General features: G+C 43.2%; 14 protein-coding genes. 11 read left to right on the top strand and 3 right to left on the bottom strand.

Going from position 1 to position 14,373, the window contains the following annotated elements; all coding sequences use genetic code 11:
- Window positions 1-2: 2 nt before the first annotated feature.
- Window positions 3-1,793 carry a Na/Pi cotransporter family protein gene (locus tag ACOMA8_RS10730; RefSeq protein ID WP_161899735.1) on the bottom strand — a complete coding sequence of 597 codons (1,791 nt, stop codon included), beginning with the start codon at window positions 1,791-1,793 and terminating at the stop codon, window positions 3-5.
- 567 nt (window positions 1,794-2,360) lie between these two features.
- Window positions 2,361-3,116: an enoyl-ACP reductase FabI gene (gene fabI / locus ACOMA8_RS10725; RefSeq protein ID WP_161899736.1), complete on the bottom strand. Its 756-nt coding sequence runs from the start codon at window positions 3,114-3,116 to the stop codon at window positions 2,361-2,363.
- Between the two features lie 263 nt (window positions 3,117-3,379).
- On the opposite strand from fabI, the gene fabZ reads away from it, so the two are divergent.
- Window positions 3,380-3,817 carry a 3-hydroxyacyl-ACP dehydratase FabZ gene (fabZ, locus tag ACOMA8_RS10720; protein WP_421370666.1) on the top strand — a complete coding sequence of 146 codons (438 nt, stop codon included), beginning with the start codon at window positions 3,380-3,382 and terminating at the stop codon, window positions 3,815-3,817.
- Between the two features lie 170 nt (window positions 3,818-3,987).
- Here the strand turns inward: fabZ and ACOMA8_RS10715 are convergent, their stop codons facing one another.
- Complete coding sequence (locus ACOMA8_RS10715) at window positions 3,988-4,755, bottom strand: peptidylprolyl isomerase (RefSeq protein ID WP_161899738.1); 768 nt, start codon at window positions 4,753-4,755, stop codon at window positions 3,988-3,990.
- A 313-nt stretch (window positions 4,756-5,068) separates the two neighbouring features.
- On the opposite strand from ACOMA8_RS10715, the gene ACOMA8_RS10710 reads away from it, so the two are divergent.
- From ACOMA8_RS10710 to rnz, 10 genes are all read left to right on the top strand, one after another.
- The gene (locus ACOMA8_RS10710; RefSeq protein WP_161899739.1) at window positions 5,069-6,163 is read left to right on the top strand and encodes a DUF871 domain-containing protein; all 1,095 of its coding nucleotides are present in this window, start codon (window positions 5,069-5,071) and stop codon (window positions 6,161-6,163) included.
- A 383-nt stretch (window positions 6,164-6,546) separates the two neighbouring features.
- Window positions 6,547-6,915 (top strand): hypothetical protein, encoded by a 369-nt coding sequence (locus ACOMA8_RS10705; RefSeq protein WP_421370663.1) that lies wholly within the window; start codon window positions 6,547-6,549, stop codon window positions 6,913-6,915.
- 20 nt (window positions 6,916-6,935) lie between these two features.
- Window positions 6,936-7,571: an NUDIX hydrolase gene (locus tag ACOMA8_RS10700; RefSeq protein ID WP_421370661.1), complete on the top strand. Its 636-nt coding sequence runs from the start codon at window positions 6,936-6,938 to the stop codon at window positions 7,569-7,571.
- Between the two features lie 66 nt (window positions 7,572-7,637).
- Entirely contained in the window at window positions 7,638-8,561 is a 924-nt protein-coding gene (locus ACOMA8_RS10695; protein ID WP_421370659.1) for an alpha/beta hydrolase, read from the top strand.
- Window positions 8,562-8,571: 10 nt separating this feature from the next.
- On the top strand, window positions 8,572-9,039 hold the full coding sequence (locus ACOMA8_RS10690; RefSeq protein ID WP_421370657.1) for a GNAT family N-acetyltransferase: 468 nt from the start codon (window positions 8,572-8,574) through the stop codon (window positions 9,037-9,039).
- Between the two features lie 34 nt (window positions 9,040-9,073).
- The gene (locus ACOMA8_RS10685; RefSeq protein ID WP_421370655.1) at window positions 9,074-9,859 is read left to right on the top strand and encodes a hypothetical protein; all 786 of its coding nucleotides are present in this window, start codon (window positions 9,074-9,076) and stop codon (window positions 9,857-9,859) included.
- A gap of 23 nt (window positions 9,860-9,882) precedes the next feature.
- A complete protein-coding gene (locus ACOMA8_RS10680; RefSeq protein WP_421370652.1) occupies window positions 9,883-10,845 on the top strand; it encodes a D-2-hydroxyacid dehydrogenase in 963 nt (320 codons plus the stop codon).
- 140 nt (window positions 10,846-10,985) lie between these two features.
- Window positions 10,986-12,302, top strand: a complete 1,317-nt coding sequence (gene obgE, locus ACOMA8_RS10675; protein WP_161899745.1) for a GTPase ObgE — start codon at window positions 10,986-10,988, stop codon at window positions 12,300-12,302.
- A 410-nt stretch (window positions 12,303-12,712) separates the two neighbouring features.
- Window positions 12,713-13,306 carry a DUF1269 domain-containing protein gene (locus ACOMA8_RS10670; RefSeq protein ID WP_421370648.1) on the top strand — a complete coding sequence of 198 codons (594 nt, stop codon included), beginning with the start codon at window positions 12,713-12,715 and terminating at the stop codon, window positions 13,304-13,306.
- Window positions 13,307-13,429: 123 nt separating this feature from the next.
- Entirely contained in the window at window positions 13,430-14,356 is a 927-nt protein-coding gene (gene rnz, locus ACOMA8_RS10665) for a ribonuclease Z (RefSeq protein WP_421370646.1), read from the top strand.
- Window positions 14,357-14,373: the final 17 nt, after the last annotated feature.

Raw genomic sequence — 14,373 nt, 5'->3', positions numbered from 1 at the left:
TACTATTTATTCAAGGCATTGCTGTTGGATTCAGGCCCTTGTTTTTCCGATGCCAGCAATGTTAATGACCGTTTGGAATGAAGCTCAGTCTGCTGGTGGTAAGTCGCAGGTGTTTTAAAGCCGTATTCATTTCCTAGAATATATTTTGCAATATGCAGCGTCCGGTCACTGGATCGCTCCAGATTAGAACTGATATCAATGAACAAGATACCATCCGCAGCCCGGCCTTCCCCGTGATTCATCAGACGAATGTACTTGTTGCGCAAGAGTTCTACCAGTCGGTTGACTTCTTGTTCTCGTTCCAGCATTTTCTCAGCCAATGCCATGTCATCGTTTTCTAATACATCCAATGCATCCCGAACATTTTTGCGTACTTTATCAAATAATAGCAACAAGTCATCGTCAAATAGGAGCAGGTTTTCCCGGTGTTTAGTTTCAATCCCTTTGCGTTTTTCCCGTGCTCGCTGTTTTTGTTCTACTTCACAGGCTTCTTCGACAAAATTCACAATATTTTTGCTGTGATCGCCGATTCGCTCAAAATCTTTCGTGAATTCCAAAAGCATGGCTTGTTCTTGGCTTTCAGTATCTGAGAGCTCAAAGGTAGCAGCTTTGGCAAGGAAATCGGTCAGCTCCACATCAAATTGATTGATGGCTTCTTCGTATTGATAGACGTCATTTTTTAGTTCTTCGTCAGGCTTAATGTAATAATTTTTGGCTGCATCTAATGAGCGAAGGACGTAAGAACCCATTTGAATTACCTCTGAGGAAGCTTGTCTTAAGCCAATAGATGGGGAGGTATAAAGGAAATCCTCGTTCAGTTCCACTGGGCGAATCTCCAGTGATTTTTCTTCACCTGGAATGATTTTTTTCACAAGCAGTTCAATTTGTGGAATAAACCAGAATTGAATAGCCAAGTTGGTGACATTGAATAATCCGTGAGCAAAGGCAATCTGCATGCTGGGGTTTAGGCCCAACGCGCCGGCAATCATCGTTACTACATGAGTAAAGGGCGTTAGCAGTAGAGTAAAGATCACCGCACCCACTAAATTGAAGGTTACGTGGGCGGCAGCGGTTCGTTTGGCTGCAACACTAGCACCCAGGGCTGCAATGACTGCTGTAATGGTCGTCCCAATATTGTCGCCAAACAAAATCGGCAGAGCAGCGGCTAACCCAACGCTACCTTGAGCATATAGCTGCTGTAAGATGCCGATTGTCGCGCTAGAGCTTTGTAGAATCATCGTCAACAACGTACCAATCCCAACTCCAAGAATCGGGTGGTGGGAAACATCAACCATCAATTGGTTGAATTGGGGCAGCTCTTTTAATGGTGCCATCGCATTGCCCATCAGGGTCAATCCGAAAAAAAGGCAGCCGAAACCAAATAGAATCTGGCCGATATTCTGTAATGATTTTCGTTTGAAGAAGAAGAGTAACAGTGAACCTACTCCGATGATTGGTAACGCGTAGGCACTCAGATTAAATCCGATGATAAAAGCCGTGACCGTGGTCCCAACATTGGCCCCCATGATAACCCCGATCGCTTGTCGTAACGTCATAAAGCCAGCAGATACCAAACCTACTGCCAATACCGTAGTTCCTGAACTTGATTGAATCAATCCGGTGACAATGATACCGGCTAAAACAGCCCGCAACGGCGTAGAGGTAAAACGATTCAAGACCTCCCGTAAGCGGTCACCGGCTGCTTTTTGTAAACCGTCTCCCATGAATTTGATTCCGTACAAGAAGATTCCCAAACCACCTAAAAAAGTGAACAACATTTCTTGATAAGACATCTCTTACCCCCGGATATGTTTGATTTTGGACAGGCGTCCTTTTTATAGCATTCATCGATAGCATACGGGAAAAAAACAAAGTTGTAAACGGATTTTTCAGATGTGAAAAGCAAAAAAAAAACGAATTACTGAAAAAACCGACTTTTTTTGAAAAAGTACGCACGTATAAATAGAAATGAATCAAAAAGCCGTGCCTTATGTTGCGTCACGAAGATTTCTAAAACTAGTCGAGACTCTTGAACTGTGACAATAATTGAGTCACCATCCACTAAAGCAACCATTGCCAAACGTGAGACCCTAAAAGCCGACCATCCTCCTTAAAATCATTGGAAGATCGTCGGCTTTTCATTGTTAAAAATTTTAAACGCAGCTTTCCCTTGACTTCATCAGGCGAAATCAGTGTCGTTCACGCTTTTTCTTTTTCGAGATGGGATTGTTCTCTTTTTAGACTAGGACCTAAAGAGTGTCACAAATTTCCTCATCCATCTACTTTTTATTCATTGTGATTAAACCTACGCTGTTTAACACTTGAAAATTACCTATGTCACATTCTCTCAAAAGGATGTCTTAGGAAAGATGAACCCCTTTGTCGACGAAAATTACTTCTCCGATAATGCCACTTGCTGCTGGACTGATGAGAAAAGCAGCCGCATTTCCGACTTCTTCAATCGTCACGCCGATATGATCGGGGGTGCGTTCTTCAGAAAGTTGGATCAGCTTTTGATAATCTTGAACACCAGTTACCGCTAGTGTCTTAATGGCCCCGGCAGAAACACCGTTGACACGAATTCCTTGAGGAGAAAGCTCTGCTGCCAGATAACGGACTTCGGCTTCTAAAGCTGCTTTTGCGATTCCCATCATATTGTAGTTAGGTACAGCCCGTTCAGCCCCTAAGTAACTCATGGTTACGATGCCGCTGTTTGGTGCCAAGATTGGTTTGGCATACTTTGTCACTGCAATCAGCGAATACGCGCTGATGTCTTGCGCCAAGGCAAAACCTTCCCGACTAATGTTCAGGATATCTCCGGAAAGATCCTCCTTGTTGGCGTAAGCGATAGCGTGCACAATCCCGTGAATTTCGCCGGCATTTTCACCGATTTGTTGGAAGGCATTCTCGATACTTTCATCTGAGGAAGCATCACATTCCACCATAAATGAATTTTCCGGCACTAATTTATCCAATTGCTTTTTCATACGTTCATTTTGGTAGGTATAGATGACTTCAGCGCCTTGCTCTATCAATGCTTTGGCGCATCCCCAAGCAATACTGCGCTTGTTTGCAACACCCATAACTACGACTTTTTTTCCTTGTAATAAGCTCATGCTGACACTCCTTGAAATGAGAATAGTATAATTGCAGATCAAAAAATAAAGGTTTTCTGTTGCCATTCCCATTATTAGGGAAAAAGGTTTGATTGTCAAACTATTTTTTTGATTAAATTTATTAGGGAGCTTCCCAGTTGCTGTAATTTCAGAGTTGTGATATTTTGATAATCAAACTAAATAGTTTGTTAGTTTGCCCTGATGAACTTATAGCCAGTGTGTTGCTATTGTTACGGGGATTTTAGATGAAAGGGGTTTGCCAAATGACGCAAATCATGAATACCGAAGAAATCAAACAAGTGATTCCAAATCGTTATCCTATATATTACATGGATCAAGTCATTCAACTGGTTCCTGGTGAGACGATCACTGCAGTTAAAAATGTGACTGTGAATGAGGACTTTATGCAGGGAAATTTTCCGGAAGATCCCCACATGCCGGGCACTTTGATTTTGGAAGCTTTGGCTCAAGCTGGATCAATTTTGATCCTCAAGTCGCCACAATTTGCTGGGCAGACAGCTTATATTGGCGGTATCGACAAGGCGCAATTTATTGAAAAAGTCCGTGCAGGAGACGTGTTGCACCTGCAGTTTACGATCACCAAAATCAAAGGAAATGTTGGTCGTGCAGATGCGGTGGCCACTGTTGCCGGAAAAACCACAGCTTGTTGTTGTTTCACCTTTATTGTCGGTGCTAAGTAGTACTGCTTAGCCAATGAGATTATGAGAATATTGGAAATGATAATTGCTTTAAGAGAATACAAGAAAGCTTAGCAAATGTATTCTACAAAAAAAAGAGGTGCCGTTTTTCCGAAGTTTCGGAAGAAGGCCCTCTTTTTCACTTATTTTATTCCTGCGTTCTTAATTGATTCTTATTTTGCTTCTTGAATGATCTTAATCTTATTGATTTTTACTTCTTTTTTCAGAGTCGCATTTTCACCTAAACTATTTGCCTCATCGGTTTTTTCAGCAGTGGCAATCTTATCGACAACTTCCATGCCGTTATCAATCACTTGACCAAAGACGGTATACTGGCCATCCAACTGTGGCACACCGCCTTTTTTGTAAGCGTTGATGATGTCTTCAGGATAATATTGTTTTGCTAAACCGTCAGAAACATCATTCTTATTTTGGATGATGAAAAATTGGCTGCCATTAGAATTTGGATCTTGACTGCGAGCCATTGCTAGAGCACCACGAATGTTATAAAGCTGGTTGCTGGCTTCCAACTCGAAGCCGTCGCCCCAAATGCTTTCGCCGCCAGTACCGTCACCGTTGGGATCGCCACCTTGGATCATGAAATCTTCAACTACCCGATGGAATTTCGTGCCATCGTAATAGCCATCTTTGGCGTGGGTCACAAAATTTTCTACCGCTTTTGGAGCAATTTTGGGGAATAGCTTAATCTTGATATTGCCAGCGGTTGTTTCCATCTCTACGACCGTCTCATCGGCGGTCACCTCGTCAGATAGTTGGGGCAGATCCAGGCTGTTCAGATCAACAGAAGAAGAGGTGGTCGTCTCTTGCGTTGTGCTAGAAGCATCCTTTTCGGAATCGGCAGTGTTGCTACTGCCGCAAGCACCTAGTAAAAGCAGTGCTGCTAAAGTGGTAAAGCCGGTGATCAATCGTTTTTGTTTCATTATTGATTTCCTTTCTGTCGGATCGGTACGCTTATGAAGTCCTCAAGGAGAATCTTCATACCCGATACGGATTCTTTCCATAATAGGATAACAAAGAAATGCGCCCCTGACTATACTCGTATGTGAACTTTTTGTAAACCTTTTCCGATTTTTAAGGTAAAGGTGTAGACCAATTAAAAAGCCAGTGCTATACTAAATATGCTACTAAAACCGATTTCGAAATGCCCGCTAGATCAGGTTACCTATTCGTAAGAAAATCAGAGGGAACGCTGGTTGGTAAGTTTTTCGAAACGCTATTCAGGAGGATCATTTCATGGGTAAATTAGGTATTTCCATCTATCCGGAACGTTCAACATTTGAAAAGGACAAAGCCTACTTGGATTTGGCACATAAGTATGGCTTTAAACGCGTATTTACCAGCTTGCTGCAAATCTCTGGCGACAAGGAACAAGTGTTGGCAGACTTTAAAAAAGTGGTAGACTATGCAAACTCGCTGGACATGGAAGTGATGGTGGACATCAATCCGGCTTTGTTTGAACAATTAGAAATTTCATATGACGATTTGTCATTCTTCGACAACATGGGCGCATACGGTGTCCGTCTGGATGTCGGATTTACTGGGGCAGAAGAAGCCCGCATGACGCGTAATCCATACGGCATCAAAATCGAAATCAATATGTCTTCTGGTACCAACTATGTCGATAATATTATGAGCTATTCACCAAATACTAACAATTTGCTGGGTTCTCACAATTTCTATCCGCATCGCTATTCTGGGCTGAGTTATGATCATTTTGTTTTCTGTTCAGAAAAATTCCGTAAATACAATCTGAACACGATGGCCTTTGTCAACTCTCATGATGCGACTTTTGGACCTTGGCCGACACAAGACGGTTTGTGCTCACTGGAAGATCACCGAGATCTGGAATTGGCGACACAGGTCAAGCACCTGGTTTTGACTGGCTTGATCGACGACATTTCCATTGGCAATGCCTATGCTTCAGAAGCTGAACTGGCGGCTATGGCTGAAGCCTTCAATGGGGAATACCCAACTTTGAAAGTAGTTGTGGAAGATGATATTACAGAAGATGAGCGGATTTGTCTGTTTGACAATCTTCATAGCTATCGTGGGGATCGTTCTGAATACATCCTGCGTTCAACTATGACTCGGGTATACTATAAAGACAAACCATTCCCGGCACACAATACTCGAGATATTACACGAGGGGATGTTTTGATTGATAACGTAGATTACGGGCAATATAAAGGGGAAACTCAGATTGCTTTGAAAGAAATGAAAAATGATGGACGGGTTAACGTTGTCGGCCGCATTTCTGATGATGAATTGTTCTTGTTAGGCTTTTTGAAACCATGGTCAAACTTCAAACTGAAGGAAAGCCAAGGCTGATTGTTTGATGCATTGCCGCTTCTCACTTGTGAGAGGCGGTTTTTTCCTTACAGCAACAATCTATATCTGTAAAATTTGCTAAAATATAAGTTTACATAATGCAATTACTGACGTTTAAAAAATCGGCTCTTAAAGTGCTGCAAAAAGCTGAAACCAATGTGTTACAATTACATAAGAAATCTTGCATCCCCATAAAGAAAATGGGATGAATCAGTCTGGGGGAAGCGGAATGCTGGTAGAAATTGATGCGCTTAGTGTGGGTCAATTGTATCTGGATCAAAATAAAATCGAAAAAAACGGACAATTGTTGCGAGCCGCTCAGTTTGAAGGTTATCCGCCAATTGAAGTGTATGAAATTTTCCCTGGACAATTGACAATTCTGGATGGAAATTCTCGTTGCTATCTCTTATATTTATTTGGCAGGAAAAAAAGAGGTCGAAGTCACTTTTGCAGCAACAGAGGAAGTGGAGACGATGATTATGCGGCCACTGTACGAGGCCTGTCTGCGTTGGTGCCAAAAATCGGGTGTGTATCACATTGCCGATTTGTCCCAGCGAATCCTTCCAACCAATGTCTTTATGAAAGAATGGGTGGGCAGATGTCAGCAGATGATTGCTCTTTTACAGGCCTGCCAAGAAGACTCTAACCTTGCGATCTTATTTGAAGAAGCGTTGCAAGCGGGCAAGGAGCCAATTGCACTTTCAGGAGAAAGAAAATTGCTATTGGACGAAGTTTTATCTCAGAAAAATTGATTTTGAAAGGAGGAAGATTCATGAATCGTATCGATGAACAAGCCCTCTTGTTAAATTTAAGCCGCCTGCAAGCAATTGCACAAAGTGGAAAAGCCTACAGCAAAGACGTTTTTGATCAAGAACGCTATGAAGAGTTGACAGCTGTCACTGAGAGCTTGATCGCACAGTTAACCCCAGTTCCTGAGAAGCAACTTGCGGTTTTTATGACCGCTGATGAAGGATACGCCACACCAAAAGTAGATATTCGGGCAGCGGTGTTCAACGAAAAGAATCAGTTGTTGTTAGTGAAAGAAAAACGGGAAGGATGCTGGGCGCTTCCTGGTGGTTGGGGAGATGTCGGTTATTCTCCCTTTGAAGTCGCTAAAAAAGAAACGCTGGAAGAGGCTGGGGTGAATATCATTCCTCAAAAACTGATTGCCTTGCGTGACATGGCCAAGCACGATTATCCGTATCGTTTGACCTATGTCTACAAATTGTTTATCTATTGTCGTTGGCAAAGTGGCCAACCGGTTTCTGGAGTTGAGACCAGTGATGCCCGCTTTTTCGACATTGACGAAATTCAAAGTCTGGATCTGTCCCTGTCGCGGAACTCGTTTGCAGATCTGATGATGGCCTATGCTTATCATCAAACACCCTTTCCAACTATTTGTGATTGAGACTGGCTAATCACCTGTGGAAGAAAAATTTGTTATAGAAAATGAAAATGTAAAGGAAGTATATAAATGAAGTGGACTATACGCATTGGACTGATCGCTTTGGTCCTAGTGGCAGCTGTCTTGCTTTTTGCTGGTAATTATTTTTATACGTATGCCTTTGTACCGGCACCAAAAGACTTCTTGGCTAGTGAAGAAACTACTGATAGCAAGAAAACCACTCCCGAACAAGCTTGGTTTAATGGTAAGACCCGAAAACGCTGGCAAATCAAATCAGAGGATAACTTGCTTTTGTCAGCTATTTATTTGCCGGCGAAGACACCTCAGAATAAGACGGCGATCCTTGCCCATGGCTATATGGCAAACGCGGACTCCCTTTGGCAAGTTGCCAATATTTATCATGATTTGGGTTATGATGTCTTATTGCCTGATGCTCGAGGACATGGACAAAGTCAAGGAGAAGTGATTGGTTTTGGCTGGCCTGAGCGAAAAGATTACTTGGGCTGGATCAACAAAGTCCTGGAAGAAAAAGGGTCTGACGAAAAAATCACGCTATATGGCATCAGCATGGGAGCGGCCACCGTGATGAATACCAGTGGAGAAAAACTGCCGGAAAATGTTTTTGCTATTGTGGAAGATTGCGGCTATGCCAGTATCAAAGAAGAACTGACCTACCAATACAAGGCCATGTTTGATCTCCCCACATTTCCTATCATGCAGGTAACCAATTTAGTTACTCGTGTGCGGGCCGGCTTCTTTTATACAGATGGGGATGTTCGAAAACAATTGGCTAAAAATAAGACGCCTATGCTGTTTATCCACGGGACAGCAGATACCTTTGTGCCGTTTTCAATGTTGGATGAAGTCTACAAAGCAACCGATGCACCGAAAGAGCGTTGGGAAGTCGCTGGCGCCGAACATGCCAAAAGTTACGATACTGAACCGGAAAAGTATCGAGAAAAGATCAAAAACTTTTTGCAAAAATATGAATAGAGGGTGCAAAATGAAGTATCAAGTAAAACCAATGGAGGAACATGAGGCGATAGAATATTTGCAGTGGCGTTATCCTGAGCCTTACACATTTTATAATGTACCTGCTGCCGGTTTTGCTGAGTGTCTTGCTGAAATCTTGACCCCTGACAACGGCACTGATTATTATGCGGTCTATCGTAAAGGGAGCTATTACGGCATCTTTTGTTTCAATTATCAATTGCAAGACCTGGAACTGGGATTGGGTATTCGACCAGAGGAGTGTGGCAAGCATCACGGTCGCCAGTTTACTTTGGCGGCCGTCGATTACATTCGCCGTAATCTTCTGTTCAAGGGACGGATTTGGCTACGTGTGGCGGATTTCAATAAACGCGCTCAGCGTTCCTATGAAGGTGCCGGCTTTAAACCTTTCGATCAGCAATTGGCAATCAGCTGGCACGGTCTGACCAACTTTATTCATATGGAATTACCTGAAACCTAAAAAAGTTTGATTTTACTGTTTAGGAGCGATTATGATGGAAGAACGTCAGAAAAGAACAGGACAGCTAATCGGTAGTCTTGTCCTATTGCTTGTTGTTATGGTGGGGCTGGGATATCCCAAGGCTCAGCGACTTATCGAAAAGCAGCAGCAAGCTGTGGCAATAGAGAAAATAGCGGTTCTTAAAAAGCAGTTGCAGCAAGGCGGCGAAATTGGCAGCAGCATTTCAGCTTTACAGCTCTCTGATGGTTTTATGTCAGAAAGCTGCAATCGCGAGGTCATAGAGACGCTGACTGTCAAAGTCAATCAAATCAAACAAGAAGTAGAGGAGTTGGCCGCTGAAAAAGCGCTCTCTTTCACCACTATCAAGCTAGCAAATAAACACTTGCAAACATTAGCTTCTCTTAAAACAAAACTCTTGATCCAAAGTGCAGTCAATGGGCTTTTTGATAATCAGCAGGAAGCGGCAATCAAAGGAACACAAGTCACTTTTGATCATCCTTTGAGTCTTGCTCTTACAGACGGCAGCAGCCTTGCTAAAATAGACGAGTTAGTGGCCCCATTGTCAAAGGATGGTTGGAAAACAGCGATTCAGCAGGCAATTGAGACGGTGAGGTGGCAATTGGAGATTGGCCACCTAATCGATGGACAACTTCAAAAGCTACAAATTGAATTGTCGGAGGGACAGACCTCTATGACAAAAGAAACTCACGATATGATCCAGACTATGATTGCCAATGTCAAAACGCCATTGTATCGGGAAAATTATCAAAATAGATTCCAGGAAGTGCTTAAGAAAATGACGGTAATACCAGTACAATAAGACAAAGAAGAGGATGAAAAAAATTGAAAATCACTGTTTTAGACGGTTATGCTTTGAATCCAGGAGACATTAGTTGGCAGCAATTTAAGGAGCTGGGAGAATTTACTTTATATGACCGTACTCCGCCAGAAGATAGCGCTGAAATTATTCGACGAATCGGTTCTAGCGATGTCATCTTGCTAAATAAGGTTCCCATTACCAAGAAAATTGTTGTAGCTTGTCCTAATCTGAAATACATCGGTGTCCTGGCAACCGGCTATAATGTGGTGGATCTGGAGGCTTGCCGCAGTGCCGGTATCACCGTCACCAATATCCCAGCTTATGGGACTGATGCAGTGGCCCAGTTCACATTTGCACTATTATTGGAAATCTGTTCGCAAGTGGGGCGCCACAATGCTTCTGTTCATAAAGGCGACTGGCAAAAGTCACCAGACTTTACTTATTGGTTACAACCGCTGACCGAACTCAAGGGGAAAACGCTGGGTTTGATTGGCTATGGAGCCATCGCTCAAGCGGTAGCAGAGATTGCTCATGCCTTTAAGATGGAAGTTGTTTATTGGAACCATCGCTCCAAAGAACCGCAAGCACCTTGGATTAAGCAGCTGTCACTTGAAAAATTGCTAGCCAAATCAGATGTTGTCAGCTTACATGTCCCGTTGTTTCCTGAGACGGAAAAAATTATCAATGAGCGAACTTTGGCTCAGATGAAAATGGGCAGCATTCTTTTGAATACGTCTAGGGGCGGTTTATTAGATGAAACCGCTGTATCAGTGGCCCTTTCTAAGGGGAAACTGGCAGCTTGTGGTGTTGATGTAGTCAGCCAGGAGCCAATCTTGGCAGATAATCCGTTGCTGCACGCCAAAAATTGTTGGATCACACCGCATATCGCTTGGGCACCTTCTGAAACCAGAGGACGTCTGATGGCGATTGCTGTTGAGAATTTAACTGCTTTTTTACAAGGCACCAGACAAAATGTGGTTTCCTGAAGAATTTTGTGAAAAAGTATTGAAAATAACTCTTTCTTAAAGATTTATCGGTCGTTTGACAATAGACAAACGTTGTTTTGATAGGTACAATAGGAAAGACGTTTTGAAACAGTTTTGTGAAAAGAAATGGAGGACAAATGATGTCCATGTTTTTAGATCAAGTAACCATTGACGTTAAAGCCGGTAAGGGCGGTGACGGGATGGTAGCTTTTAGACGGGAAAAATATGTTCCCGATGGTGGCCCGGCCGGCGGTGACGGTGGTCGCGGTGGCGATGTGGTCTTGATGGTTGAAGAAGGCTTGCGCACATTGATGGATTTTCGTTACAATCGTCATTTCCGTGCCCATCCCGGCGAAAATGGAATGAGTAAAGGAATGCACGGTCGTGGCTCAGAGGATACCTTTGTTAAAGTTCCACCGGGCACGACGGTTCGTGATGCCGATACCGGCGCTTTACTGGGCGACCTCATTGAAAACGGTCAGACCTTGGTTGTTGCTAAAGGCGGACGCGGAGGGCGGGGCAACATTCGTTTTGCTTCCCCACGAAACCCAGCACCAGAAATTGCCGAAAATGGTGAGCCTGGCCAAGAACGCCGGATCGAGTTGGAACTGAAAGTCTTAGCAGATGTGGGGCTGGTAGGCTTTCCTTCAGTTGGGAAGTCGACTTTGTTGTCTGTCATTTCCGCCGCACGTCCTAAAATCGGTGCCTATCATTTTACGACTTTGGTGCCAAATCTTGGGATGGTCAATACTTCTGATAATCGCAGCTTTGTAGTCGCAGATCTTCCAGGATTGATTGAAGGTGCTTCTCAAGGTGTAGGACTGGGAACTCAGTTTTTACGACATATCGAACGAACTCGAGTGATTCTTCATGTAATTGATATGAGCGGAATGGAGGGCCGTGATCCTTACGAGGATTATCTGGCGATCAACAAAGAGCTGGGCGAACACAATTTACGTTTGTTGGAACGGCCTCAGATTATTGTAGCCAATAAGATGGATATGCCAAATTCAGAAGAAAATCTAGCTCAGTTTAAAGAAGAGCTAGCGAAAGAAAAAACGGATGAGTTTGCAGAGGATCTTCTGATTTTCCCAATTTCAGCGGTAACCCGTAAAGGCTTGGATAATCTGCTAAACGCAACAGCTGACCTGTTAGAAAAGACACCGGAATTCCCGCTTTACGAGGAAGAGGAAGTGGAAGAAGAAGCAGTTCACTATGGCTTTACCTCCGATGAACCGGAATTTGCTATTGACCGTGAGCCAGATGCAACGTGGGTCTTGAGTGGACCGAAGATTGAGAAGCTCTTCCAGATGACCAACTTCGCCCATGATGAAACAGTGATGCGTTTTGCTCGCCAATTACGCTCTTTAGGAGTTGATGAAGCATTGCGTGCCCGTGGCGCCAAAGATGGCGACATCGTTCGGATCGGCAATTTTGAGTTTGAGTTTGTTGAATAAATAATTTCACAAAAAAGATGGTGACAAGTATCTTGTCACTATCCTATGATGAGAAATGACCAAACCTGAGTCACAAGTAAAAAGGCTCTTTATCATCAGCTTCCTTCTTAGAAGATATTATTTTGATCAAATCCTATAAAAAGGGAAATGCTTCGGTATTTCCTTTTTTTGTTAGTAAGACAAGCAGCTTCCGCTAAAGAATAGTGGAGGTTGCATTTTTATTTTAGAAAGGATTGCGTCACAAGAAAATCAGAAAAAGGCAGCTTTGCAATGGTTTGCTAATGATTACCCAAACGCAAGGGTCACCAGCAGTGTGGCAAATGGCAGAAAAGAGCGAATCTTTTTCAATCTTTCTGGTTATTGGTAAAATAAGTAAAAGTGAGTTGTCACAAATGAAGGAGGAAGAAAAAATGACAAAACGTGTAATCGTAATGAACTTCGAGATGGAGTCACTGGCATACCAAGGCTTTTCTGAGCTGAAGAGATTAGCAGCCACAGGGCAAGTTAAAGGAGAGCAGATGGCTGTCGTGACCCATTCGAATGACGGACAGCATAAATTTAAAATAGAAGACTTTGTTGATTTTACCGGTAGCAATAAGACCTCAACCGGCGGGCTGATTGGGATGCTGGTTGGTATTTTGGTGGGTCCGTTGACGATGCTTTTAGGCTGGGTCGGTGGCAGTATGATTGGCGCAACCCAAGATGCCCGGGAGATTAAAAATGCGCGCAACATCTTTGAATTCCTCGTTTCTGATATTGCTGAAGGACAGACTGGCCTAATTTTGATTGCTGAAGAAGAAGACAATCGGCCGATCAATGAAATCATTATCAATCAATTGCGCGGCGGTATTAGTCGTTTTGATTACCAGGAAGTCGAAGAAGAAATCAAAAAGGCCCAACAGGTGGAAAAAGACACGAAAAATAATGCCCAGCAAGCTTGGCAAAAACAACATGATAATACCAATGAAGAGACAGACAGTTCAAATGCTTCTGCAAAGGACTGACAGCCTATTGTAAAAAATGCTATACTGAGGACTGGCTAAATACAGGCGACGAGTAGAGTAAATTTAAGAATTTATACAAGTCGAGCAGTGGCCCAGTTTAACAGAAAGTCAGGAATAACACTCATGGAAATCGAATTTTTAGGAACCGGAGCCGGTGTACCGGCGAAACATCGCAATGTGACCGGTATTGCTTTAAAGCTGCTAGATGAGCGCAATGCGGTCTGGCTATTTGATTGTGGGGAAGGAACTCAGATGCAGATCCTGCGTTCAACCATCCGCCCGCGAAAAATTGAAAAAATATTTATCACCCATCTTCATGGCGATCATATTTTTGGGTTGCCGGGCTTAATTTCCAGTCGCTCTTTTCAAGGTGGGACAGAGCCCCTTGAAATTTATGGCCCCAGAGGTATACGAGATTTTGTCCAAATGGCACTGCGAGTGTCCCAGACCCGCCTGTCGTATCCACTGAAATTTATTGAAATTGCAGAAAATGGTGTTGTCTTTGAAGACAAGCAATTCAAAGTGATTTGTGAAAAGCTTGATCACGGGATTGACAGCTTCGGTTATCGTGTGGTAGAAGCGGATCATGAAGGGGAACTGCAAGCCGACAAGCTGTTGGCATTGGGAGTTAAACCCGGACCGTTATTTGGTCGCTTGAAAAAAGGAGAAACAGTAACCTTGCCTGACGGACGTAAAATCAATGGTTTAGATTTTGTGGGACAAAAGCGCCGTGGCCGTATTGTAACTATATTGGGGGATACCCGCTTTACGCAAGCTTCAATTCGATTGGCTGAAAATGCTGATGTATTGGTCCATGAAAGTACATTTAATAAAAATGAAGCCCAAATGGCCTGCTCCTATTTCCATTCCACTACTGAACAAGCAGCACAGGTAGCCAAAGAAGCAGGTGCAACTTGCTTATTATTGACCCATATCTCAGCTCGGTATTTAGCGAAAGACGCGATTGAGTTGGAAAAAGAAGCACAGGGAGTCTTTCCCAATAGCCGTATCGTGAAAGATTTCGATGTGGTGGAAGTCCCCTTTAACTGATTTATAGAAGAAAGTGA

It is taken from the genome of Enterococcus infantis (genome assembly GCF_049166715.1).
Classification (GTDB): Bacteria; Bacillota; Bacilli; order Lactobacillales; family Enterococcaceae; genus Enterococcus_C; species Enterococcus_C leclercqii.
The sequence above is the reverse complement of the archived record's forward strand: the minus strand, read 5'-3'. Positions and strand labels throughout refer to the sequence as shown.

Coding starts and splice junctions, on each gene's coding strand:
- fabZ (WP_421370666.1), top strand. CDS start 3,380: ATGACGCAAATCATGAATACCGAAGAAATCAAACAAGTGATTCCAAAT.
- obgE (WP_161899745.1), top strand. CDS start 10,986: ATGTCCATGTTTTTAGATCAAGTAACCATTGACGTTAAAGCCGGTAAG.
- ACOMA8_RS10700 (WP_421370661.1), top strand. CDS start 6,936: ATGAATCGTATCGATGAACAAGCCCTCTTGTTAAATTTAAGCCGCCTG.
- ACOMA8_RS10690 (WP_421370657.1), top strand. CDS start 8,572: ATGAAGTATCAAGTAAAACCAATGGAGGAACATGAGGCGATAGAATAT.
- ACOMA8_RS10715 (WP_161899738.1), bottom strand. CDS start 4,755: ATGAAACAAAAACGATTGATCACCGGCTTTACCACTTTAGCAGCACTG.
- rnz (WP_421370646.1), top strand. CDS start 13,430: ATGGAAATCGAATTTTTAGGAACCGGAGCCGGTGTACCGGCGAAACAT.
- ACOMA8_RS10730 (WP_161899735.1), bottom strand. CDS start 1,793: ATGTCTTATCAAGAAATGTTGTTCACTTTTTTAGGTGGTTTGGGAATC.
- ACOMA8_RS10695 (WP_421370659.1), top strand. CDS start 7,638: ATGAAGTGGACTATACGCATTGGACTGATCGCTTTGGTCCTAGTGGCA.
- ACOMA8_RS10705 (WP_421370663.1), top strand. CDS start 6,547: ATGGAAATTCTCGTTGCTATCTCTTATATTTATTTGGCAGGAAAAAAA.
- fabI (WP_161899736.1), bottom strand. CDS start 3,116: ATGAGCTTATTACAAGGAAAAAAAGTCGTAGTTATGGGTGTTGCAAAC.
- ACOMA8_RS10670 (WP_421370648.1), top strand. CDS start 12,713: ATGACAAAACGTGTAATCGTAATGAACTTCGAGATGGAGTCACTGGCA.
- ACOMA8_RS10685 (WP_421370655.1), top strand. CDS start 9,074: ATGGAAGAACGTCAGAAAAGAACAGGACAGCTAATCGGTAGTCTTGTC.
- ACOMA8_RS10710 (WP_161899739.1), top strand. CDS start 5,069: ATGGGTAAATTAGGTATTTCCATCTATCCGGAACGTTCAACATTTGAA.